The sequence below is a fragment of the Pseudomonas sp. KCJK9000 genome, assembly GCF_046230725.1.
Lineage (GTDB): Bacteria > Pseudomonadota > Gammaproteobacteria > Pseudomonadales > Pseudomonadaceae > Aquipseudomonas > Aquipseudomonas promysalinigenes.
This window is the reverse complement of sequence record NZ_JBJJLN010000008.1, coordinates 1-20,550: the sequence shown is the minus strand read 5'-3', so window position 1 is coordinate 20,550 and position 20,550 is coordinate 1. Positions and strand designations below refer to the sequence as shown.

General features: G+C 60.6%; 21 protein-coding genes. 8 read left to right on the top strand and 13 right to left on the bottom strand.

Annotation, left to right across the window (positions count from 1 at the left end; translation table 11 throughout):
* Window positions 1-78: 78 nt before the first annotated feature.
* Complete coding sequence (sodC, locus tag ACK59H_RS05730) at window positions 79-594, top strand: superoxide dismutase family protein (protein ID WP_060477123.1); 516 nt, start codon at window positions 79-81, stop codon at window positions 592-594.
* Between the two features lie 245 nt (window positions 595-839).
* On the opposite strand, the gene ACK59H_RS05725 is transcribed toward sodC, so the two are convergent.
* The 3 genes from ACK59H_RS05725 to ACK59H_RS05715 all read right to left on the bottom strand — a co-directional run bounded on the left by ACK59H_RS05725 (window position 840) and on the right by ACK59H_RS05715 (window position 4,161).
* Window positions 840-1,676: a bifunctional allantoicase/(S)-ureidoglycine aminohydrolase gene (locus ACK59H_RS05725; RefSeq protein WP_060477124.1), complete on the bottom strand. Its 837-nt coding sequence runs from the start codon at window positions 1,674-1,676 to the stop codon at window positions 840-842.
* A 132-nt stretch (window positions 1,677-1,808) separates the two neighbouring features.
* Window positions 1,809-3,173 (bottom strand): LLM class flavin-dependent oxidoreductase, encoded by a 1,365-nt coding sequence (locus ACK59H_RS05720; RefSeq protein WP_060477125.1) that lies wholly within the window; start codon window positions 3,171-3,173, stop codon window positions 1,809-1,811.
* 16 nt (window positions 3,174-3,189) lie between these two features.
* Window positions 3,190-4,161 (bottom strand): aliphatic sulfonate ABC transporter substrate-binding protein, encoded by a 972-nt coding sequence (locus ACK59H_RS05715; RefSeq protein ID WP_060477126.1) that lies wholly within the window; start codon window positions 4,159-4,161, stop codon window positions 3,190-3,192.
* A gap of 188 nt (window positions 4,162-4,349) precedes the next feature.
* Here ACK59H_RS05715 and ACK59H_RS05710 point away from each other — a divergent pair, with 188 nt between their 5' ends.
* On the top strand, window positions 4,350-5,228 hold the full coding sequence (locus ACK59H_RS05710) for a hypothetical protein (RefSeq protein WP_060477127.1): 879 nt from the start codon (window positions 4,350-4,352) through the stop codon (window positions 5,226-5,228).
* 71 nt (window positions 5,229-5,299) lie between these two features.
* Here ACK59H_RS05710 and ACK59H_RS05705 read toward each other — a convergent pair whose 3' ends face one another.
* The 3 genes from ACK59H_RS05705 to ACK59H_RS05695 are packed head-to-tail and all read right to left on the bottom strand — an operon-like array spanning window position 5,300 to window position 7,477.
* Window positions 5,300-5,962, bottom strand: coding sequence for a class I SAM-dependent methyltransferase (locus ACK59H_RS05705; protein WP_060477128.1), 663 nt, complete (start codon window positions 5,960-5,962; stop codon window positions 5,300-5,302).
* The gene (locus tag ACK59H_RS05700; protein ID WP_081016599.1) at window positions 5,943-6,800 is read right to left on the bottom strand and encodes a phosphatase PAP2 family protein; all 858 of its coding nucleotides are present in this window, start codon (window positions 6,798-6,800) and stop codon (window positions 5,943-5,945) included. Before ACK59H_RS05700 ends, ACK59H_RS05705 begins: the two co-directional genes overlap by 20 nt.
* A gap of 2 nt (window positions 6,801-6,802) precedes the next feature.
* Window positions 6,803-7,477 (bottom strand): histidine phosphatase family protein, encoded by a 675-nt coding sequence (locus ACK59H_RS05695; protein WP_060477129.1) that lies wholly within the window; start codon window positions 7,475-7,477, stop codon window positions 6,803-6,805.
* A 220-nt stretch (window positions 7,478-7,697) separates the two neighbouring features.
* Between ACK59H_RS05695 and ACK59H_RS05690 the strand changes: the two genes are divergently transcribed.
* A complete protein-coding gene (locus ACK59H_RS05690) occupies window positions 7,698-9,887 on the top strand; it encodes a methyl-accepting chemotaxis protein (RefSeq protein WP_409264304.1) in 2,190 nt (729 codons plus the stop codon).
* 64 nt (window positions 9,888-9,951) lie between these two features.
* The gene (locus tag ACK59H_RS05685; RefSeq protein ID WP_060477130.1) at window positions 9,952-10,152 is read left to right on the top strand and encodes a DUF1289 domain-containing protein; all 201 of its coding nucleotides are present in this window, start codon (window positions 9,952-9,954) and stop codon (window positions 10,150-10,152) included.
* Window positions 10,153-10,234: 82 nt separating this feature from the next.
* Here ACK59H_RS05685 and ACK59H_RS05680 read toward each other — a convergent pair whose 3' ends face one another.
* On the bottom strand, window positions 10,235-10,408 hold the full coding sequence (locus ACK59H_RS05680; protein WP_081016600.1) for a DUF2986 domain-containing protein: 174 nt from the start codon (window positions 10,406-10,408) through the stop codon (window positions 10,235-10,237).
* 166 nt (window positions 10,409-10,574) lie between these two features.
* Between ACK59H_RS05680 and ACK59H_RS05675 the strand changes: the two genes are divergently transcribed.
* Complete coding sequence (locus ACK59H_RS05675; RefSeq protein WP_060477131.1) at window positions 10,575-11,468, top strand: LysR substrate-binding domain-containing protein; 894 nt, start codon at window positions 10,575-10,577, stop codon at window positions 11,466-11,468.
* 18 nt (window positions 11,469-11,486) lie between these two features.
* On the opposite strand, the gene mtlD is transcribed toward ACK59H_RS05675, so the two are convergent.
* A complete protein-coding gene (gene mtlD / locus ACK59H_RS05670; RefSeq protein WP_261743434.1) occupies window positions 11,487-13,652 on the bottom strand; it encodes a bifunctional mannitol-1-phosphate dehydrogenase/phosphatase in 2,166 nt (721 codons plus the stop codon).
* Between the two features lie 508 nt (window positions 13,653-14,160).
* Between mtlD and ACK59H_RS05665 the strand changes: the two genes are divergently transcribed.
* Window positions 14,161-15,786, top strand: a complete 1,626-nt coding sequence (locus ACK59H_RS05665) for a methyl-accepting chemotaxis protein (RefSeq protein ID WP_060477133.1) — start codon at window positions 14,161-14,163, stop codon at window positions 15,784-15,786.
* A 3-nt stretch (window positions 15,787-15,789) separates the two neighbouring features.
* On the opposite strand, the gene ACK59H_RS05660 is transcribed toward ACK59H_RS05665, so the two are convergent.
* Both ACK59H_RS05660 and ACK59H_RS05655 read right to left on the bottom strand, forming a co-directional pair.
* Complete coding sequence (locus tag ACK59H_RS05660) at window positions 15,790-16,086, bottom strand: DUF3144 domain-containing protein (protein WP_060477134.1); 297 nt, start codon at window positions 16,084-16,086, stop codon at window positions 15,790-15,792.
* An 84-nt stretch (window positions 16,087-16,170) separates the two neighbouring features.
* Complete coding sequence (locus ACK59H_RS05655; protein WP_060477146.1) at window positions 16,171-17,019, bottom strand: GGDEF domain-containing protein; 849 nt, start codon at window positions 17,017-17,019, stop codon at window positions 16,171-16,173.
* 118 nt (window positions 17,020-17,137) lie between these two features.
* Here ACK59H_RS05655 and ACK59H_RS05650 point away from each other — a divergent pair, with 118 nt between their 5' ends.
* Window positions 17,138-17,626, top strand: a complete 489-nt coding sequence (locus ACK59H_RS05650; protein WP_186477802.1) for an isochorismatase family protein — start codon at window positions 17,138-17,140, stop codon at window positions 17,624-17,626.
* A gap of 85 nt (window positions 17,627-17,711) precedes the next feature.
* Window positions 17,712-18,476: a hypothetical protein gene (locus ACK59H_RS05645; protein WP_060477135.1), complete on the top strand. Its 765-nt coding sequence runs from the start codon at window positions 17,712-17,714 to the stop codon at window positions 18,474-18,476.
* Between the two features lie 190 nt (window positions 18,477-18,666).
* Here ACK59H_RS05645 and ACK59H_RS05640 read toward each other — a convergent pair whose 3' ends face one another.
* From ACK59H_RS05640 to ACK59H_RS05630, 3 genes are all read right to left on the bottom strand, one after another.
* Window positions 18,667-19,056, bottom strand: a complete 390-nt coding sequence (locus ACK59H_RS05640; protein ID WP_060477136.1) for a hypothetical protein — start codon at window positions 19,054-19,056, stop codon at window positions 18,667-18,669.
* Window positions 19,057-19,129: 73 nt separating this feature from the next.
* The gene (locus ACK59H_RS05635; RefSeq protein WP_409264301.1) at window positions 19,130-19,483 is read right to left on the bottom strand and encodes a hypothetical protein; all 354 of its coding nucleotides are present in this window, start codon (window positions 19,481-19,483) and stop codon (window positions 19,130-19,132) included.
* Window positions 19,484-19,584: 101 nt separating this feature from the next.
* Window positions 19,585-20,550 (bottom strand): BamA/TamA family outer membrane protein (locus ACK59H_RS05630; protein WP_409264300.1); only part of this gene is annotated, 966 nt, incomplete at its 5' end.

The following is a 20,550-nucleotide window of genomic DNA, read 5'->3' as shown; positions in this document are numbered from 1 at the left end:
GGAATGCCTGGCAAGCTGCGCAGTCCCATTCGTTACGTGGGTATGAAGCCCGCCCAACCCAAGCCATGGAGAAATGACATGAAAGCATTCGTCGCCACCGCCTTGCTGGCCTGCGCCGGCCTCGCTCAAGCCGCTCAGACGGTCGAGCTGAAGCTGGCCGGGGAGGATGGCCCAGGCAAGTCGATCGGTACCATCAGCATCGAACAGAATAAATATGGCACCCTGCTCACGCCCGATCTCAAGGACCTGCCGCCAGGTGTGCATGGCTTCCACCTGCACCAGAAAGGCTCTTGCGCAGCAGCTGCCGAAAACGGCAAAGCAGTGCCAGCGGGCGAGGCAGGCGGCCACTGGGACCCAGACACGACCAACGCGCACAAAGGCCCATACGATGACAGCGGCCACCGGGGCGACCTGCCAGCGTTGTATGTGGGTGCCGATGGCAAGGCTACTTACCCGGTACTAGCACCACGGCTCAAGGCAGAGGACTTCAAAGGCCATGCGCTGATGGTGCACGCCGGCGGGGACAACCATAGCGACCACCCGGAGAAACTGGGCGGTGGTGGGGCGCGCGTGGCCTGTGGTGTGGTGCAGTGATGCTAGTGACCCGAAGCCGACTTTTCTGAATGCGCACATGGCCGCCTAAGCCCTGACCTAATGGGCTTTGAGCGCAACTGCAATCGGTAAGCGGCTAGCCAAGACGGTCGCTCTCTCACCTTTCGCACAAGCCTGTACGATCCGATTGGGAGCGCCTTTGCATCGCCAAGGGCCGCAAAGCGGCCCCGGCTTTCTCAACAAAACAGCGTTGAGCTGGTTGGTGAGCTTTAGGCAGCAGGCCTGACTCAGCGCTGCGGGTTGAGGGTCAGGTGCACGTGGCGGTTGACGTCTTTGTACAGCAGGTAGCTGAACTTGCCTGGGCCACCGGCATAGCAGGCTTGCGGGCAGAAGGCACGCAGCCACATGAAGTCGCCGGCTTCCACTTCGACCCAGTCCTGGTTCAAGCGGTACACTGCCTTGCCTTCCAGCACGTAGAGGCCGTGTTCCATGACGTGGGTTTCAGCGAATGGAATAACACCGCCAGGCTGGAAGGTGACGATGTTGACGTGCATGTCGTGACGCATGTCGGCCATGTCGACGAAGCGGGTGGTCACCCAGCGGCCTTCGGTACCTGGCATTTCGATGACGGTTGCGTTGTCACGGTGGGTGACGAACGACTCAGGCACGGCCAGGCCTTCGACTTTCTGGTAGTGCTTGCGCAGCCAGTGGAAAGTGACGTTGGCCTGGCTGTTGTTGCGCAGGCTCCACTCGGCACCTGGCGCCAGGAAGGCATAGCCACCCGGTGTGAGGGTGTGGTGCTTGCCTTCGACGGTAATGTCCAGTTGGCCTTCGACGATGAACACCACAGCTTCGGCGTTAGGGTCCAACTCGGGACGCTCACTGCCACCTTCCGGGGCTACTTCGACGATGTATTGCGAGAACGTTTCGGCGAAACCCGTCAGTGGTCGGGCGATGACCCACATGCGCATCTTGTCCCAAAACGGCAGGTGGCTGGTGACGATGTCGCGCATCACGCCCTTGGGGATGACGGCGTAGGCTTCGGTGAACATGGCACGGTCAGTCAACAGCTCGGTCTGAGCTGGGTGCCCACCGTGGGGGGCGAAGTAAGAATGGTTCGACATGTGCGGTCTCGACTTGTTGTTCTCTCCCCGTGCCTTGAACCACACCGGCCGGTGCGTGCAGGGGATGTGCGGACAGCATAGAGGGCAGCCCGCATCATCCACAAATTAAATGTTGAAATACACGACATTCGATTACTGAATGCAGACGTTGCGTCCAGCATGGCCCTCCGGTAGCCGGTCGCCGTGACCAAAAAGCTTGTGCCGCAAGGTGCCGTGAGCATAGCTCAGCGGGTAACGGCCACGGCGCTGCAGCTCTGGCACCAAAAGTTCGACGACGTTGGCCAAGTCATCCGGCTGAACGGCGTAGGTCAGGTTGAACCCGTCAATGCCCGTCTGATCGAGCCAGTCCTCGAGTTGGTCGGCCACCTCGCTGGGATCGCCGACCAGCACGGGCCCGCGGCCGCCCAAACCGATGAATTCGGCCGCTTCACGCACCGTCCAACGGCGTTTGGGGTCGGCGGCCGTGAAAGCCGCCAAGGCGGCGCGCCCGGCGTCGTTTTCCACGTATTCGATGGGCGCTTGCGGGTCCAGGCCGGCCAAGTCGATGCCAGTCCAACCCGACAGCAGGGCCAGAGCTGCGTCCAAGTCGACGTAGCGGCGGTACTCGGCAAAGCGCGCTTGGGCTTGCGCAGTGGTTGGCGCGACGATCAGCAACGCCTGGGCGTAGATCAGAACCTGCGCTTGAGCACGCCCAGCCACTGCGCTTGCCTTGCGGATGCCGTCGGCGTACCGACGCAGCACGGTCTGTGTCGGGCCGCTGATGAATACACACTCTGCATGCCGGGCGGCGAACTGCTGACCGCGTGCTGAGGCACCGGCCTGGAACAGCACCGGCGTGCGTTGGGGCGAAGGCTGGCACAGATGCATGCCCGGCACCTGGAAGTGCTCGCCCACATGACCGATCGGATGCACTTTCGACGGATCGATGTAACGGCCGCTCTCGCGATCCAGTTGTACTGCATCGTCTTCCCAGCTTTTCTCCCACAGTTTGTACAGCACATCGAGGTATTCCTCGGCCAGGTCGTAGCGCTGGTCGTGACCCAGTTGACGCGCTGAGCCCAGGTTACGCGCGGCGCTGTCGAGGTAGCCGGTGACGATGTTCCAGCCAACTCTGCCATTGCTCAGGTGATCGAGCGTCGACATGCGTCGGGCGAATGGGTAAGGGTGCTCGTAGGTGAGCGAGAAAGTCACTCCGAACCCCAGGTGCTCAGTGACGCCCGCCATTGCCGGCACCAGCAGCAATGGATCATTGACTGGTACTTGCACGCCCCCACGCAGGGCCGCGTGCGGGCCACCTTGGTAAACGTCGTATATTCCCAGCACATCGGCGATGAACAGCGCGTCGAACAGCCCGCGCTCCAGCAACTGCGCGAGGTCAGTCCAGTAGCCCAAGCGGTTGAACGCCCCGCTGGTGTTGCGTGGGTGTCGCCAAAGCCCTGGGGACTGATGGCTGGCGGCGTTCATGCTGAACGCATTAAAGCGAATAGGGCGGGCCATTGCCTTCACTCCCTGGTCATGGCAATAGAGAAACTGGGTAGACCGCATCGGCCACCTGCAGCTTGTGCGCAATCAGGCCAAGGCCTTCAAAGGTGTCGGCCAGTCTTTGTTGCTCAGCGATGATCTGCGGGGTGATGGCAACCGCATTGTAGTTGCGCCGTTCGCTGGCAACCTGCAATACATCGGCGTTGATACCCAACTGAGGTGCCAGTAGCGCTGCGACCTCATCAGGCTTGGCATTGGCCCACTGGCTGACCTTGCTCAATTCACTGAAGAAGGTCTTGAGCAGGTCGCGGTGCTTGTCCGCGAAGGACGTAGTGGAAAGGTAGAATGTACGGTTGTTGGAAAGGCCGCTGCCATCGCGCAGGTTTTTCAAGCCCGGCTGGCTTTGGGCGGCAGCGAGGAACGGGTCCCATAAGGTAGCCGCCTGCACGCTGCCTGATTGCAGGGCGGCGACTGCGTCGGCGGCGTTGTTGACATAGGCCGGGGTTATGTCCTTGTAGCTCAGGCCGGCCTGTTGCAACGCCACCGCTAGCAGGTACTGGGCGTTCCAGCCTCGGCCCGTCGCCACGCGTTTGCCTTTGAGGTCCTGCACTGACGTGAGGTGGTCTTGCTCGCGCACCACCAGCCCGATACCGCGCGGATAGGGCTGTTCGGCGGCCAGATAGATTACCGGCTTGTTCGCCGCCTGGGCGAATACCGAGGGCGCATCTGCCGCATGTCCCAGATCGATGGCACCCGTGCTGAGTGCTTCGAGCAGTTGCGGGCCTGCGGCGAATTCATGCCAGCTAACCTTCACACCCAGCGGCGCTAGCGCTTTCTCCAGTGCTCCGGTGCCCTTGAGGATGTTGATGCTGTTGAATTTCTGATAACCGATGCGCAGTGTCTTGGCGTCTTCGGCCAGGGCACTGGAGCAGGGCAGCAAACTGCTGACTAACGTGGCTATGATACCGCCGACCAAAACGCGACGTAGAGCAGAGAAGGGCATAAAGATGGCTCCTGATAGGTGGGTCACGATGTCCTCAGCCTAAGGAGCTGGCATGCGGCCTTCAATTTTTTTATTCCATTCTGTTAGATCTTTTAGCTATTTTTATATCGTTTTGTGTTTTTGGCGGTTCGTGACGAAATTTTCACATCCTCTTGATAGGATTCGGGCCCAAAACAAGGAGCCCTTCAATGCCCATCCTGCGCCGGCGCAGCGTTCGTATCGCGCTCACTGCTACCACCTGCCTAATTGTCGCCACCTTGGGCTTTTTCGCCTGGCAGTCTTTCTACCCCGTGCAGGCCGCTGATGGCTGGCAGGTCCAGGTGCTGCACCGTGATGTGGCTAAGGCCGCCTCATTGCTGCCTCAGGCCGATGGCAGCCTGCTGGTGAGCCGCGAACTGGATGACAGCAAAGGCAGCATTCTGAGAATCACTGCCAGCGGTGACCGCGTCGTACTGATCGATAACCTTTCCAAGCCCGACGGCATGGCCGCGGTGAAAGGCGGCTGGGTGTTCAGCCAGGAGGGCGGGCGCGCGCCGGTGAGCCTGTCGCGCGATGGGCAGCTCACCGAGCTGTTCGACGGTGAAAGTGTGCAGGGCTTGTGGAACGATGGTAACCATCTTTACGCAGTCGAAGATCGCAAGGGCAACGGCCGGCTGATGCGCTACGACTGGGCAAGCGGCAAGCTTGATGTGCTACGAGCGGGGTTGACCGAAGCCGAAGGGCTGACTCGCTGTGCCGATGGCCGCTTGTTGTATACAGAAAAAGGCAGTGGCAACGTGCGCGCCTTGGCCGACGACGGTAGGGACCCGGTAGTGGTGCGGGGGCTGAGTCACCCTACGTTTCTGATGTGTGACGAGCGGGGCTTGTGGATCAGTGAAGACAACACTCATCGCGCACGCCTCTTACGTGTGGATGCGCAGGGTATTCAGCACGTGGTATTGACCTTCCTCAAGGCGCCGCAGTCGATCGTCGCAGATGGCAAAGGGGGTTACCTGCTGGCCGAAGGCGGCCGCGACCGCGTGTTGCAACTGACGCCACCCGCGGCCCAGAGCACCGCCCAGCGTTGATGGGTTGCTGCACCTGCGGCTTTCGCGGGCGCCGGGCGCCCAACCCAGTTGCTCCGAGCCATGCAGGGCTGTTAGTCCGCTATCATCAGCAATGACTGTGGCACTGCGCTTTGCGGGTGCTGTGGCTCCTGCAGGCTCAACAGCCTGAAGCCCGCCATGTGCAACGCAGTGAGCCAGCTGGCCAACGTCCGGTAGTACCACGGCATGGGCTGCCAGTTGCCAGCAAAGCCTGCAAAAGTTTCCACGCGCCAGCCGTCCTGATAGTTATCGCTCGCCACGCACCAGGGGTGCGTAGTCTGGATGACCAAGGCCCCACCAGGCACCAGCAGTTCTTTGGTCGCCGCCAACAGCGGGATAACGTCTTGTTGCAGCAGCGCGAAGTTGGCACAGATCAGATCGTATTCGGCTCCGATATCCACCTCTGCGGCAGCTATCTGCCCATAGCTGGCGTGGTACACCTGCGCAGACCCAGCGGCCCGCGAAGCTTCCACCAGCCCTGCATCACCCTCTACCCCGACCGCCTCGATACCGCGGTCAGCCAAGGCCCTGAGTAACCAGCCTTCACCGCAGCCGACGTCTAGTACTCGCTCAGGCTGGCGCCCAAGAATCGCCAGCAGCACTGCCTGGTCGGTGACTTGCAGCCGGCTCTGGATGACGCCGCCGCGCACTGCGTCTATCCAGGCACTGGCGTTCAGTTGCCAGCTGCTCAACACGTCATCGTCGGATGTCGTCATGCCGCTGCTCCTGGGCGAGGTGAGTGCTCAAGCATAGGCGTCCAGCGTCGCCTTGTCTGCGCGGGGCTTGCAGCGCCTCACGCCCATAGAAAGCCAGGGCAGTGGCCCAGGTGGTCAACCATACGAATATCCCGGCCCAGAACGTGTGCGACATATAGTGCCAGCCCTGTAGCACGCGGGTGGTGCCGTAGACGAAACCGATCAGCAAAATGCCCACCAGCAGCTTGCGTGCGTGTTGCCAACGGTGGCGCAGGGCCACGAAGTACAGTGCCAGCAAAGTGAAACCGCTGGACGCGTGGCCGCCAGGCCAACAGCGACCTTCGCCAGCCTTACTGAACCAGCGCAAGTTCTCGTACCATTCAACGCGCGCTTCGGCGCCACCGTAGAGCGTAGTTTCCACCGGGCAGTACACGCCGGTATGGCTCTTGAGGTAATGAATCACGGTCGTGCTCAAAGCGAACGCCGCCACCACGAACAGAAAATCACGACGGTGCGCGCTGGTGAAGCGTAGAGCCGGGGTGACTCTGCTGGCATCCAGGCCGCGGGTGATCAATGTATCGGGATGCTTTGCCAGGCATGGCCAGATGAACGACAGCAGTGATCCGACGATTGCCGCTTCGCCAGTCCAGTTCGGCAGGATGCGTGGCCATTTATGCGTCAGTTTCTCGAACGCCGGGTCGTGCAGCAGTGAAAACTGGCCGGTGGCGGGGTCGAGGAGCTGATTGCTGATCCAGCGGTCCAGTTCGGTAAGATCGAACATCAAGAACACAACCGCTGCCAGCAACAGTGGTACGACCAGGTTGTGGAGGTAAAACTTGGTTATCGATGATGCAGGCATGCCTAGCTCCCTGCGTGGCTGGTAAATGCTGGCCACTGATTGGCATTGAGCTGCCCGAGCAGGTGAGCTGTGCCATGGCTTGAACTGCTGACGAACAGGGTACTGGCATAGCCAGCAGAGCGTTCGCCACCGGCTACGCCAAACTTACGCTCCAGGTGGTCGATACAGCCGCTGTGGGTGACCAGCACCAGATTATGCCCCTCTCTTTTATGAGCCAACACGGCATCGGCAAAGCTGCTGTCGCAGCGCGCCAGCCACTGTTGGGTTTCCACAGCTTTGCCGAAGGCGAACGAGGCGGTCTGCTGGGTGCGCGCTTCGTGGCTGGTGAAGATGTCGGCACCGACCAGGCCCAAATGGCGTATACCGTCACCGACCATAGCAGAGGCCCGGCTGCCGTCCACGGTAATGCCGGCAGAGTCGCCCAGGCAGGCATGATTGGAGCGGTCGCAGCGTTCGGCATGGCGAACCAGAAGGATCATATCGCCGTTGTGCCAGGCGTTACGGATACCCTCGGTCAGGGCTTGCGAGCTACCCAGGTTGGTGACGCGGGAGGAAAAGCCATACATGAGGCCCAGTGCGGACGCTGCCACCAGCATGGCAAGCAGCCAGATGATCGGCAGCTTGCGACTTTTAAGGTGCAGCCTGCGTAGGGGCAACGCGATTACATGTTCCAGCATGCTGTCACTCCAAGGATAAGGCTGGCAGCACCTTATCTTCGGTGTTGTGGCCCCTCAGTGAAGTGGGTGTGAAAATTATCTTGCCGGCAGGGGGCCCACTGACGGTGCATATCGAGCAATGCGCACCGAGTTGGTGCTCGAGCGTGGGGTCCAAGGGCCGTTAATGCCAGATCGTTAGCTTGCATACGAGTTGGCGTACAAATTGCTATCACTTGGCCATATGATGTCGCATGTGGTGAATAAAATGTCGCTTTCAAGCCGTTCCATGCAGTTGTCTTCTAAAGAAAAACGTTGGTTGCCGTGGTTCGGTAGTGCGGGCAAGCTCAAGATGGCCTGGGCTTGCCGGCTAAATCGCACGCAATACCCAGTGGTCGAACAGACCTTCGAAGCAATTGCAAAGACCCGCGTAAAGTTGCTTCACAACTGGGCCAGTGAGCAGTGGGAGCACCTGGCAGAGCTGGCGCAGCAATTAGCGCAGAGCTCCACGCAGGCCGACCGCGCGCTACTAGTGGACAAGCTGGCCCAGGCTGAAGATTTTTCCGAGCTGTGTGTGGTGGACCTGACGGGTGATGTGATGGTGTCTACCTGGGATGGGCGCGGCAACTCGAAAAGCGCACAGCTTGATGCCTTGGCCGAAGGCTTGAAGGCGCCTTTCCTGCACGGGCCGTACAGCGACCCGTTGACGTTGCAAATCGGGCCGTCTTCCTCACGCTTTCACGATGAAGTCACGTTAATGTTCTATCAACCGATCCAACGCGGTGGTACCACCGTAGGCTGCCTTTGCGGCCGTGTGCCCAACGATGTGCTCGGCGATCTCATCCAGCGTGAAGCCGGGCATATATACGCCGAATCTGGCGACAACTATTTGTTCATGGCCCAAGCACGTTTTGACCCAACCATCGAGCCAGGCACTGCGTTGTCGCGCTCGCGTTTCGAGGATGGCACCTTCACCCATGGCGAGAACCTCAAGGGCGGCGTGCGTACTCCATGGAGTACGGTGCAGGTCCGCCGTCATACCGAGCTTGAGCTGCGCTTTACCGACCCATCGACTGGCCAATTGCACCCCGGCGTGCGGGAAACCATTCGCCATGGCGCCAACCTATTCGTGACTTACCCAGGCTACTCGGACTATCGGCATGTGCCGGTGGTAGGCAAAGGCGTTACCTTCCAGCTGCCTGGCTCACCCGACCGCTGGGGCATGATGTGTGAAGCCGACCTTGAGGAGGTGTACCGCAGACGCTCGCTCAGTTACGGGCTGATGAAGCCCTATGTGGCGATTATGGCTGGCCTATTTGGCTGCAACTTTCTGGTTCAGCATTACGCCGGGCTGCCCCAGGGGTGGAACGATGCCATTGCGGCCCTGGGCATGCTCATCGCCACGCTGACATTCAGTGCTCTGGGGCCTAAGCGCTTGGCTGCGCGGCTCAATGGCATGAGCGGTGTACTACGTACCATTGCCGAAGGTGAAGGTAATCTACGCCAGCGTCTGGACCCACAAGCCCTGGCCAATGATGAAACCGGCGATATGGCGCGTTGGATCAACAGTTTCATCGACCGCCTGGATGCGGTGGTCGGGCAAGTGGTGAAGGCTAGCCGCACCGTGGGGTCCACTAACCGGATGATGTTGGGCCGAAGCCATGAGGCGAGCATGACCTGCGCTGATGTCTGCGAGTCGGTGCACCAGATGATGATCATCATGGAAGAACAACTGGGAGAGTTACAGCAGGCTTCGGTCAGCGCCGAACAGATGAAACAAGCCATGGATGAGGTGGTCACCCGGGCCCGTGAGGATTTCCAGGCGGTGCAGGCCGGTACGCAGTCGATTCGCGATGTGGTCGCACGTTCCTCAGCGAGCGTGCAGTCGCTGGACAACCGTATGGGCCAGATTGGGGCTATCACCGGGTTGATCAGTGATATCACCCATCAGACCAACCTGCTGGCGCTCAACGCGGCCATAGAGGCCGCACGCGCTGGCGAGCACGGCCGGGGCTTCGCGGTGGTGGCCGACGAGGTGCGCAGCCTGGCGGCGCGGACATCGCGTGCGGCCGACGACATAAGGCACATGGTCGGTGGGCTGCAGGAAGAAACGCAGCAGGCTGTGAGCTACATGGAGCACGGGGTAAGCGATGTCGATCACAGCCTGCGCCTGGCTGAAGATGCGTCATCGGAAAACGTGCAATTGCACCAGGCGGTCGAGGCGATGTTCGCAATCATTCAGCAGTTGAATCGGCGCAGTGTGCAATACGGCAAGACCATCGAGCAGGTGAACCAGTCCTCCGACCAGATGCGCCAGACAACCGTGGTGCTACAGAGCAGTGCAGAGACGGTGAGGGTCAATGCCGGTAAGTTGCAGAAGCTAGTGGGGCAGTTCGAGGTCAGCAGCGACAGTAGGCGCGCTGCTCTAGCATGAATGGCAAAGGGTATGGGTGCGGGCTCATTCAAGGTATGATCCGCGCCCGCAATCGGAGCCTGCCATGGCTAAAGACATCGAAAACCCCTGCGTGTCGCTTTGCCAGCTCAACAGCGAGCTGTGTGTGAGCTGTGGTCGCACCCGCGAGGAAATCCGTAAGTGGCGCGGCATGAAACGCCCGGAGAAAATGGCTACTGTGCAGCGAGCTGCCGCGCGAATGAAGGCCATTGCCAAAAAGACCGCCAAGCGTCAGGGCAGCGAGTGAATCTGCCGCGTTCGCTCAGGCCGTAAGCAATCGCTACAGGCGCAGGTTCACCTAGCAAGGGCAATCCAGGCACCCTTGGTAGCTAGCCTTGCTCGGCCAGGCGATCGGTGCCAGCCCCGTCTATGGTTTCGGCCTGCAGTTTCAGCCGGTCGGCCTTGCTGATGTACTTGGGTTTGTTGCTTTTGGGGGCCAGCTTGGCATTGGCCTTTTTCTGGTGAGCCTTGAGCAATTGTTTGAGTTTCTTCTGGCGGTTCATCGTCCATCTCTGATGTGCAGCAAATGTCGCTGCATTGTACATCGTGCCTAGCCCCCTTGGCCTTTGACCCGCATCCATAGGGCCCCCGCTGAGGCAACAAGGCTGCTTCCAAACAGCCAGTGATAGCGGTAGCCTCGGCAGACCTTGGCCGATTGAAATCCTTACCATGCCTGCAGGCTTCCCTGGGTTGCCTTCACTCAATGCGCTGCGCGTGTTCGAAGTGGTGGCGCGTCAACTGAACTTTCGCCTCGCCGCAGAGGAACTGGGCGTTACCCAGGCAGCTGTGGCCCAGCAGGTGCGCGGCTTGGAGGCGAGCTTGCAAGTTCGCCTGTTCGAGCGCCTGCCACGGGGCGTAGGCTTGACCGATGCCGGGCGTAGCTATGCTGCGAGCATTCGTAGCGCGCTGGGGATGATCGACGAGGCCACCCGTTTGCTGCGTCCGACGCCATCTCAGGTTACGGTCAGCGTGACGCCATCGTTTGCCTCCAAGTGGCTGATTCCACGGCTCGGTCACTTCGCCGAGGCCCATCCCGACATTGACTTGCGCTTACTGGCCACCGACCGACTTTCACATTTTCACACCGATGGCGTTGATATCGCCGTGCGATACGGCCAACCGCCATTTGGTGGCGGGTTGAACGTCGAACGCTTGATGGAGCAGAGCATCGTTGCAGTGGCCAGCCCAGGGTTGCTGGCTGAGCGGGGTAAGCCCGAGACCTTCGCCGCATTGCAGGGCTATGTGGCCCTGCATGACGGGCACGACTTCTGGCCAGCGTTCAGCGCGGCCTTGTTCCCAGGCCACCCGCCAGCGACTGCGAAAACCGTGCGTTTCAACCAGACATCTTTGGCGATCGATGCCGCGCTCGGCGGGCAGGGCATCACCCTGGCCAGCTTGGCTTTCGTCAAGGCCGACATCGCGGCCGGCCGTCTGGTGCAGGTGTTTGCTCAGTGTCTGAGGCTGGACCAAGCCTTTTACCTCGTGTGGCCCCGCCGCATGCACGAGCCCCAAGCGCTGAGCGCGGTCAGGGCGTGGCTTAGCGCCCAAGTAGCGGAAAATTGAGCCCGCCTTTGCAAGGCATCAAGGTTGCTGGTGATTGGGCGCACTGCGTTTTGCCACCGGCGCTGCGGGTGCTGCAGCCCACTGAGCGCTGTCGCGCTGCTGCAAACGATGGAAACTGTCGGCGATACTGTCGATGATCGACGCGTCCTCAACCGGATGCAGGCCAGGGTAGGGCTTGCCGTGGTAATCGCCATCATGGGTCAGCACCGCTTCGACCCGTTCGCCGCTGGCGTTGTACAACTGCTTCATGCGCTGGGCCTCGCGGTCCTTGGCCGAGTTGCAGCGCAACGCATAATGAATGGCCAGTGCCGCCCCCTGAGCCAGGGCGGGTGTGGCAATGCCGTGCTTGTTGGCCAAGTCGATGCTGCTGAAGATTCGCTCGTTACGCTGCAGTTTGCGCATCGGGTCACGCCCCACACGGGCGCACGGGTCTTTGAATGAGCGCTTGCAGCGCTCCAGAAAGACATCGGCAAACTGCGCAACGACTTCGGCCAAGTCTGGGTACTCGGCCACCAGCGTGGGCGCCACTTCATCGTGGATCAGGCGTTGCGCCAGGGCACTGACACGGTCATCACCCATACCCTGGCCGACCCAGGTGTACCCCAACAGGCTGGCGTACCAAGCGATGATTGCATGGGGGCCGTTCCACAAACGGTTCTTGATGATCTGAATCGGGGTGATGTCCTTGACGGTCTTCACCTGCCGCAGCCGCTCCAGCAGGTCGCCGCCACGTTCGACATACAGTGGCATGTCCGGCTCGCTGTTGAACAGCACCAAATGCAGCTGGCTCATGGCATTGCTGGATTGGGCAAAGGGCCTGAAGCGGCTGATCAGGCGCTGATATTCAGCAGTTGGGCGCGCCGGCTCTTGCTCGTCCTCCAGGCTGTTCTGCAACATCTGCGACTTGATTCGCAATTGCCGAACCAGCGCATCATTGCTGATCTTGGACACGATGCGGCTGACCACTGTTTCGGCAAAATGCGTCTTGAGCAGCACCTGCCTGGCGATGTCTGGAGCGCAGAGCGCTGCCAACTGCGTTTGCACATGCCGCCGCACGAATGCTGCGCCGCCGATCTTGTTCAGCACGATCAGCAAGGTCAGTTCGCGGCCCCGCCGCTCGAAGCGTTGCAGCAAGCCCTTGGCAATTACCGCGGCCTGTTGCTGGATAGCTTGCTCAGGCAGGCTCAAGCCTATGATTTCCGAATCGTTGTACATCTGGATGACCGCCTGCTCATCATCCATGTCGATCATGCGCACATTTTCGATGGTCTGGTCGAACGCGCTGGCCCCATAGCGTACGCTGTAACTGCCGAATGCGGTAATGGTCTCCCGGAGCATGGGCGAGCGGGTCGCTGCGATGATCTCGCAAGGCCGCGTGTAGCCGTCCCAGTGGGCCAATACCTGAGTGAGATAGCCGCCGCCAATAGCACCGAAACCATGAATCCCCACCCGGAACTGATTGAACGAGGTGGGGAAAGGCTCGGCCAGTTCTGGCATACCCAGGTCGGGCACGCACTCGCTCAGGTCGGCAAGAAACGCGTGCATGCTGCGGTAGGCCTTGAGTGCGCCTGCCTTGACCTCAGGCGCGGGTGGTTTGATGTCTTCGATCAGAATTGCCTGGCCTTCGGCGCGGATAGCCGAGAGCAGCCCGTTTTCCGAGTCCTCGACCATGAAACATTGCTCTGGCGCGCAATTGAGTGCCCGCGCCGCTTGCAGGAATATCTCTGGGTGAGGTTTACCTTGGCTGACTTCATCGCCACAGACGGTGATGTCGAAGTACTTGAGCACGTTGGCATTGATCAAGTATTCCTCGGCGATCGCGCGGCGGCTGGAGGTGGCCACGGCCATGGTCAGGCCGGATTTGCGCAGCCGCTCGAGCACTTCCAGCAAACCTGCCTTGATCGGCACGCCATGATTGCGCACATGCTCAAGTTCCAGCTCATCGGCGCGCTGACGAATCTGTGCGTACGGGAAATCTTCGCCGTTGTGGGCCTTGGCAAGGGCTTCGGCTTTCTTCGCACTCAAACCCAGCGAACCTATGAGCGTCTGCTCACTTAGCGCCCGGCCAAAGATTTCCAGTGAGGCCTGTTTGAGCGTCTTGAACCGCAGGCGCTCGGTGTCGAACATCGTGCCATCCATGTCGAAGATGGCGCTGAGAATTTTTTTACCCTGAAACAAGATCATTGGCTGTCGCCCCTTTTAGGTTGGCAGGAAACCGTACGTCTTCGGTGAATGAATGACGTGTGAAAGCACGCACTGCAGCGTGGCCAGTCAGGTAGGGGGTAGGCGGTCGACAGGGGGGCGCTGGGGCGCTACGCAGAGGTAGGGCGGAACGGCGCGAGGAGTGCAGAGGAGGGTGGTGAGCTTTGAAGCAAGGCGGGTGATGGCGTTGGCTTTGAATTCACGCCCACTGGCTGCCGAAGGGGTGGCGGACAATGGGCGCACATAGCGATGGATACGTGTGATTCCAAGCATAAGGTAAGGGTTTTCCTTCTCTGGTGACTGACGTTCCTTTTTTACCCTTGCACGTATGGGCACGCCGATGCAAGGCGTAGGCAAGATTCGTTCGTTTATCGAACACAAGCACCTGCCATGCTCTCAAGCATGCGTCAGCCTCTCCGATAGCTGCTCACCCACCGTCGAAATTTCGACCCAACGTGGTGACAACCAGCACTGAAGGAGTACTGCTTGCATGTTTGCCAACCTGAAAATTCGTACCGGAATGGCCTGGGTGCTGTTGCTGTTCAGCGTGACCTTGTTGTTTTCAACCGTCAGTGCTTGGCGTGCGGCGTTAGGCAGCGACGCGCAGATAACCGAGCTGGACCAGACCGCTCATCAATCTGACCGGTTGAACAATGCCCTGTTGATGGCGATTCGTTCCAGTGCCAACGTCTCTTCAGGATTCATCGAGCAACTAGGTGACCATGAAGAAAGTGCGAACAAGCGGATGGCACTTTCGGTCGAGTTGCTAGGCAAGAGCCAGGGCCTGGTGGATGAATTTGTAGAAAACATGCGTGATCCGGCCCTGCGCAAGCTGGCAATGGAGCTGCAGGCGACGTTCGGCGAGTACGCCAAGGCCGTCGCCGGCCAGCGCGAAGCCACGCGTCAACGCTCGCTGGACGCGTACTTTGAGGTCAACATCGATGCCGGAAACGCCATGGGTAGGCTGCAGGCGCTGCGCCAGCAATTGGTGGCTGCGCTGGGCGATCGCGGCCAGCAGATCATGCAGGAGTCCGACCGCCGCCTGGCGCGCGCGCAACTGCTGAGCCTGGGGTTGCTGGCGGTGACCTTGTTGCTCGCGGCGCTGTGCTGGGCGTTCATCGCCAAACGGGTATTGCACCCGCTGCGTGAGGCTGGGTTGCATTTCCAACGAATTGCCGGCGGCGACCTCAGCGTGCCGGTCCAGGTGCATCAACGCAACGAGATCGGGCAATTGTTCCATGAGCTGAAGCGCATGCAGCAGAGTCAGCGTGAAACGCTGGGCAGTATCAGCAACTGCACCCGGCAACTGTCCGACGCAGCGCATGCCTTGAACAGCGTTACCGAGCAAAGCGCAGAAAACCTTCGGCAACAGGGTCAGGAGCTGGAACAGGCTGCCACCGCCGTCACTGAAATGACCACAGCCGTAGAGGAGGTGGCGCGTAACGCTGTCACCACTTCCCAAGCTACCCAGCAATCCAATCAGTTGGCGCAAAAAAGTCGCCAGCAAGTCAGCGAGAACATCGATGGTACCCAGGCCATGACCGACGAGATCCAGACCAGCAGTGCCCATCTGGAGCAGTTGGTCGGGCAGGTGCGGGACATTGGCAAAGTCTTGGAAGTGATCCGTTCTGTCTCCGAACAGACGAATCTGCTGGCGCTGAACGCGGCCATCGAGGCGGCCCGTGCCGGAGACGCCGGGCGCGGCTTTGCCGTGGTGGCCGACGAAGTGCGCACCCTCGCTTACCGTACCCAAGCCTCGACCCAGGAAATCGAACAAATGATCGGCCGCGTGCAGCAGGGCACCGAAGCGGCAGTGGCCTCGATGCAGACCAGTACCAGCCGCGCCCAGTCAACGCTTGAAGTGAGCCTGGCCTCGGGCCAAGCGCTGGAGGGCATCTACAGTGCCATCAGTGAAATCAACGAGCGCAACCTGGTGATTGCCAGTGCAGCGGAAGAACAGGCGCAAGTGGCCCGTGAAGTTGACCGCAACCTGTTGAATATCCGCGAGTTGTCCGGGCATTCGGCGCAAGGCGCGCAGCAGACACGCCAGGCCAGCCAGGCGTTGTCCGGGCTGGTCGGGGAAATGACGGCGTTGGTGGGGCGTTTCCGGGTTTGACGTTCAGCGTTGTTTGCCAAGGACGTAGTGGTCGAACTGATCGATGTACTCGTCGACGTTGTCCTCAAGCATCATGCGGTACTGGTCGCTGAAGTACTTGACGATTTCCTCGCGTGCAGCAGCCATTTCCGCGCCGGACTTGAAGTTACGGGCGCTGATCCAGGCGCTGAAACGGCTGGCGGCAAACGTCATCGAGGCGCTGACCTTGCCGACGTCGGCAAGGGTATCGATCTGCTGATTGGCCAGGTCGATATGCGCATCGGCGCGGTCGTAGAATGCCTGGTCGGTGGCTTGGGTCATGACGATGTACCTGTGTGGGGGTGTGTTGCGGGCGCAAAGCATGCCACAGCAGATCGCCCGTGCGCAGCCGTTGCCGGCAAAGCCCTACCTTGGGAAAGACCTGCGCCGCTTGTTGCGGTACATGTCGCTATCGGCGCAGTTGAGCAACGCGTCGATGCTGGAGCCGTCGGCCGGGTAGCAGGCCACCCCAATGCTGCAGGACGGCATGGGCAGTGAATCGGGCTCGCTGGCCAGCGGGGCTGCCATGGCAGCGAGGATCTGCGCCGTCTTCTCGGGCACCGTGCCGGCATGCACACCGCACAGTAATACGGTGAATTCGTCGCCCCCCATACGCGCCACCGTGTCCTGAGGCCCGACACACCCCTCCAGCCGCCGGGCGACCTCGCACAGCACCCGGTCGCCGATGGCATGCCCGTGCACGTCGTTGATGCCTTTGAAGTCGTTGATGTCCAGAAACAACAAGGCAAAAGGAACTGCCTGACGCACCGCTTCGGCCAGCCGTTCGCTGAACAGGGAGCGATTGCAAAGCCGGGTCAGCGAGTCGTGGTGGGCGAGAAAGCGCAACGCCTGCTCGGCCTGAGTCAGTGCTGTGACATTGCGTGCCACGCCGATCCGGGCGCCAACCTCATCGGACCAGAATGCTGACCAGAGGATATGCACCACCTCACCGTCCTTGCGCAGGTAGCGGTTGCGAAAGTCGCTGTGGGCCTGGCCGTTCATCACCCTCACGATCGATGCGCGCGTGGCGTCGAGGTCATCAGGATGCATGTAACGGGTGATCGGCGTACCGACCAACTCGTCGGCTCGGTAGCCGAGTAACGCATGGCAGGCATTGCTGACGAAAACGATGATGTTGTCCCGATCGACCACGAAGACGGTGTCCAGCATCAGCTGAATCAGCTTGGGGTAAAGCGCTTGAAGGTCAACTGGCATAGGCGCATACGATGGGTCGGGCTGGGCGAAGCCAGCATACACAGTGCCGGGCCGATTCCACCAGTAGCCATTGATGCAGATATACTCCGCGACCGTTTCGAGCATTCAGGAGTCGTTCATGCAGCAGGTTCTGCTCATCGTTGATGTCCAGTCGACCTTCAGCCCCCCGGAGTGGCTGGTCGATGGGATCAGGCTGCTGTCGGCGAGCATACCCGCGGTGGCTTCGGTTGAACTGCACGATGAACAGGTGACGCCGTTCCAGCGCCAGCTGGGTTGGCACCCGGCCAGTGAAGATGAGTGCCTGGTCGAAGTCGACCACGTGTTCGTCAAGCATGGCTATGGCCAGACCAGCGAGGCAATCGCTCACCTCAAACAGATGGGCGTCGAGCGCGTGCTTGTCTGCGGCATGCAGACCGAAACCTGCGTGCTGGCCGCAGGCTTCGCTTTGTTCGATGCCGGGTTGTGCCCGACCCTGGTGACCGACCTCACCGTTGGCTCATCGCTAGACCGCTCTGGCAAGCTGGGCATAGACCTGTGGAAGCACCACTTCGGCAACGTGACCTCGCGCGCCGAGGTGATGGCCCAACTCATGTTGGCAGGGCAATGAATAAACCGCGAAAAGCCTTTGCGCATCGTTTAGCATTGGGTCGCCGCCCACCAGGCCCTACTCTTACTCACACGCACCAGCGCCAATGACCGCCCTCTACCTCAAGTTCCTCATCACCCCCACTCTCATGCTGGCCATCTCGCTGGCAGCCAGGCGCTGGGGCACGCAAATTGGTGGCCTATTGTCCGGGCTGCCGGTGACATCAGCCTTGGTGGTGCTGTTTCTCAGCCTTGAGCAGGGCCCTGGCTTTGCCCTGCAGGCCGTACCTGGCGCCTTGGCCGGTCTGGCGGCGGTACAGGCAACCTACCTGTTCTACTTCTTGGTCACACGGCGTATTGGGGCATTGCCTGGCTGCATAACCGCCATGGCGGTTTATGCCGCAGCGGCGCTGCTGATGAGCCATCTGGGATCGGTCGTACTTTCAGTGGGGGTGACCCTGGCACTGTTGAGTGCGATCATCCTTGCGACGTCGCAACCGGCGCCCGGCAGTGCTGCCAAGGTCGTGCAAATGCCACGCTGGGTGATCCCGATGCGCATGCTGACGGCCACTGCACTTTTGCTGGCGATCACCGCAAGCGCCCAATGGCTCGGTCCTGTGGCCAGCGGGCTATTGGCGCCGATTCCGGTCATCGCCTGGCCACTGGCGGTATTTGCCCATGTGCAGGGAGGGCACCGTGAACTGGGTGCAATCGTTCGCGGCAACGCCATAGGTGCCGTGGGTGTGCTGGGCTTCTATCTGATGGTCAAGGGGACTCTTGAGCAGTGGGGCAGCGTGCCATCGATTGCCGCCGCCGTGGTGCTTGCGGTAATGGCCACGTTCCTTTTGGCCAAGCTGCTATCGCGCCGCTGAGGGTACTTGATGCTCCGCAACCTTGTCCGCGAGCCCAAGCTTGATAGCGGCGCCACGCCAGTGAGCAGCAAGCGCACCGTCACTTGGTAGCCCCCCTGGCAGGGGGCAGCAAAGCTAGGTCGGATTGGGCTATTGCCCATTCCGACGGCGTAGTGCGGCCAGGGCCCAATGGCGCCCGTTGGTTGGATGCTCAGCGGCGGTAGTGGTGGCGATCGTACTGGTAGTGATGTGCGCGTTCGTGGCGGCGTTCCCAGTCACGGCGGCGCTCGGCCTCGCGCCGTGCCTGCTCGCGCCGCCACTGTGCCCGGCGCCATTCTTCGCGGCGGCGGTCTTGGCTGTGATAGTGCCAGCGTCCGTCCCGCCAATAGCGGTCATCATGAGCCAGCAGCGGCCCCGGACGACCCTCGGCAACCCTGGCAACGCTCGGCCATGGGCTCTCGGCCCGTACGGTTGGCGCTTGAACTACGGTTTGATCGGGCAGGGCCAATGCTGCAGTGCTAGCTGGCCTGGCGGACGCCGGGGCAATCGACGCCAAGGCCAGCAGGCCAGCGAAGAGCACGCGCGGGAGGATGAATTTCATGACTCAGGCAACCCCCAAGGTTGTCGTTGAATATGCGCAGATAGACAAGTTATGGGCGAAAAGTTCTGGTTATTCAGTGTATTGGTGGCTCAATACCCTTCAACCAGACCAGTGGCCGTGTCGGGTCATGGCTGCTCATGCGCGCGAATGTGTCTGACTCGAGCATGGCTTTGACCTGAGCGCCCATGGCAACCAGCCGTTCGGCCAAACCTGAGTCGATCTTGCCGCTGTCTTCCAGCGATACGCCGCTTTGGCTGTGTTGAATGGCCAAGTGGTACTGTTCAGGTACATCACCACTGACGGCCAGGGTGATCGTATAGCGCGAGCCGAGCAGGGCGGCAAGGTGGCGTTGCACCAGATCGAGCAGCGATGTGTGGCTGTCGTCGTGCAGTGCCGTGGCCAGCGCAGTGGGGGCGAAGGGGGGCATGTGGTTACCTGAAAGGCTTGTCATATGGGTTTGAGCTTAGCCAAAGCTACTGTGAACTTGGGTTAAGCGAGGGTAAAAGCCGGTAATTTGCAGGCCTTGCATCAGAAGGTCTGCCCCAGCGAGAACTGGAAGATTTGCGTCTCGGCGTTGTCCGGCTTTTTCAGCGGTGCTGCCAGGCTGAAGCTCAGCGGCCCCAGGGGGCTGTACCAAGTGACCCCCACGCCCAGGGATACAGCCAATTGGTTCAAGTCGACGTTGCCGCACCCTTGGGTCGTGGAGAGGTAGCACTTGTCGGAGTAGACGTTGCCCGCGTCGACGAAAACCGAGCTGCGCAGCTGACTCTGATTTTTGATGAAAGGCATCGGGAAGAGGTACTCGGCGCCGCCAGTCACCAGGATATTGCCGCCAAGCACATCGGTGTCTCGGTCAGAGTAGTAGGCTTGGCCGGCGTTAGCATAGTTGCCGGTGGCAGGGGTGCTGCGCGGGCCGAGGGTGCCGTCCTTGAACCCGCGCACCGTGCCTTGGCCGCCGGCGGTGTAGCTTTCATAGAATGGCAGGCCATCGGTGGAGCCGTAGCCGTTACCGTAGCCTAGCGTGCTGTGCAGGCGCAGCGTGGTGTCGCTGCTCAAGGGCAGGAAAGTCTGCCCGGTATAGTCGAGTTTGTAGAACGACAGGTCGCTGCCAGGCGTGGTGGCCATCAGTGTCAGGGACTGCGAGTGGCCTCGAGTGGCGAGCACGCCTTTGTTCAGTGTCGACTCGGACCAACCGATCGAGGCCTTGAGGTTGTTGAAGCTCTTGCCCTCGCGCTCGATGAAGTCGTAGATCTCGTCGGCGCTGTAGGTGCCTGGGTTGATGTCATCGTGCTGCAGGGTCAGGCCATAGGTCAGGCGCGACGTTTCGTTTATGGGGTAACCGAAGTTGACGCCTGCCCCATAGCTGTTGATTGCGTAGTATGAAACCCCGTCATCGTAGTAGTCGCTGTAATTAGTCGTGCTGTAAAACAGGTTGTAACCCAGGCTAACGCCGTCTTCGGTGAAGTAGGGATCGACAAAACCGAAGTTGTACTT

Bases quoted from the DNA above. Each gene is read 5' to 3' on its own strand.
- sodC (WP_060477123.1), top strand. From the start codon at position 79: ATGAAAGCATTCGTCGCCACCGCCTTGCTGGCCTGCGCCGGCCTCGCT.
- ACK59H_RS05725 (WP_060477124.1), bottom strand. From the start codon at position 1,676: ATGTCGAACCATTCTTACTTCGCCCCCCACGGTGGGCACCCAGCTCAG.
- ACK59H_RS05720 (WP_060477125.1), bottom strand. From the start codon at position 3,173: ATGGCCCGCCCTATTCGCTTTAATGCGTTCAGCATGAACGCCGCCAGC.
- ACK59H_RS05715 (WP_060477126.1), bottom strand. From the start codon at position 4,161: ATGCCCTTCTCTGCTCTACGTCGCGTTTTGGTCGGCGGTATCATAGCC.
- ACK59H_RS05710 (WP_060477127.1), top strand. From the start codon at position 4,350: ATGCCCATCCTGCGCCGGCGCAGCGTTCGTATCGCGCTCACTGCTACC.
- ACK59H_RS05705 (WP_060477128.1), bottom strand. From the start codon at position 5,962: ATGACGACATCCGACGATGACGTGTTGAGCAGCTGGCAACTGAACGCC.
- ACK59H_RS05700 (WP_081016599.1), bottom strand. From the start codon at position 6,800: ATGCCTGCATCATCGATAACCAAGTTTTACCTCCACAACCTGGTCGTA.
- ACK59H_RS05695 (WP_060477129.1), bottom strand. From the start codon at position 7,477: ATGCTGGAACATGTAATCGCGTTGCCCCTACGCAGGCTGCACCTTAAA.
- ACK59H_RS05690 (WP_409264304.1), top strand. From the start codon at position 7,698: ATGATGTCGCATGTGGTGAATAAAATGTCGCTTTCAAGCCGTTCCATG.
- ACK59H_RS05685 (WP_060477130.1), top strand. From the start codon at position 9,952: ATGGCTAAAGACATCGAAAACCCCTGCGTGTCGCTTTGCCAGCTCAAC.
- ACK59H_RS05680 (WP_081016600.1), bottom strand. From the start codon at position 10,408: ATGAACCGCCAGAAGAAACTCAAACAATTGCTCAAGGCTCACCAGAAA.
- ACK59H_RS05675 (WP_060477131.1), top strand. From the start codon at position 10,575: ATGCCTGCAGGCTTCCCTGGGTTGCCTTCACTCAATGCGCTGCGCGTG.
- mtlD (WP_261743434.1), bottom strand. From the start codon at position 13,652: ATGATCTTGTTTCAGGGTAAAAAAATTCTCAGCGCCATCTTCGACATG.
- ACK59H_RS05665 (WP_060477133.1), top strand. From the start codon at position 14,161: ATGTTTGCCAACCTGAAAATTCGTACCGGAATGGCCTGGGTGCTGTTG.
- ACK59H_RS05660 (WP_060477134.1), bottom strand. From the start codon at position 16,086: ATGACCCAAGCCACCGACCAGGCATTCTACGACCGCGCCGATGCGCAT.
- ACK59H_RS05655 (WP_060477146.1), bottom strand. From the start codon at position 17,019: ATGCCAGTTGACCTTCAAGCGCTTTACCCCAAGCTGATTCAGCTGATG.
- ACK59H_RS05650 (WP_186477802.1), top strand. From the start codon at position 17,138: ATGCAGCAGGTTCTGCTCATCGTTGATGTCCAGTCGACCTTCAGCCCC.
- ACK59H_RS05645 (WP_060477135.1), top strand. From the start codon at position 17,712: ATGACCGCCCTCTACCTCAAGTTCCTCATCACCCCCACTCTCATGCTG.
- ACK59H_RS05640 (WP_060477136.1), bottom strand. From the start codon at position 19,056: ATGAAATTCATCCTCCCGCGCGTGCTCTTCGCTGGCCTGCTGGCCTTG.
- ACK59H_RS05635 (WP_409264301.1), bottom strand. From the start codon at position 19,483: ATGCCCCCCTTCGCCCCCACTGCGCTGGCCACGGCACTGCACGACGAC.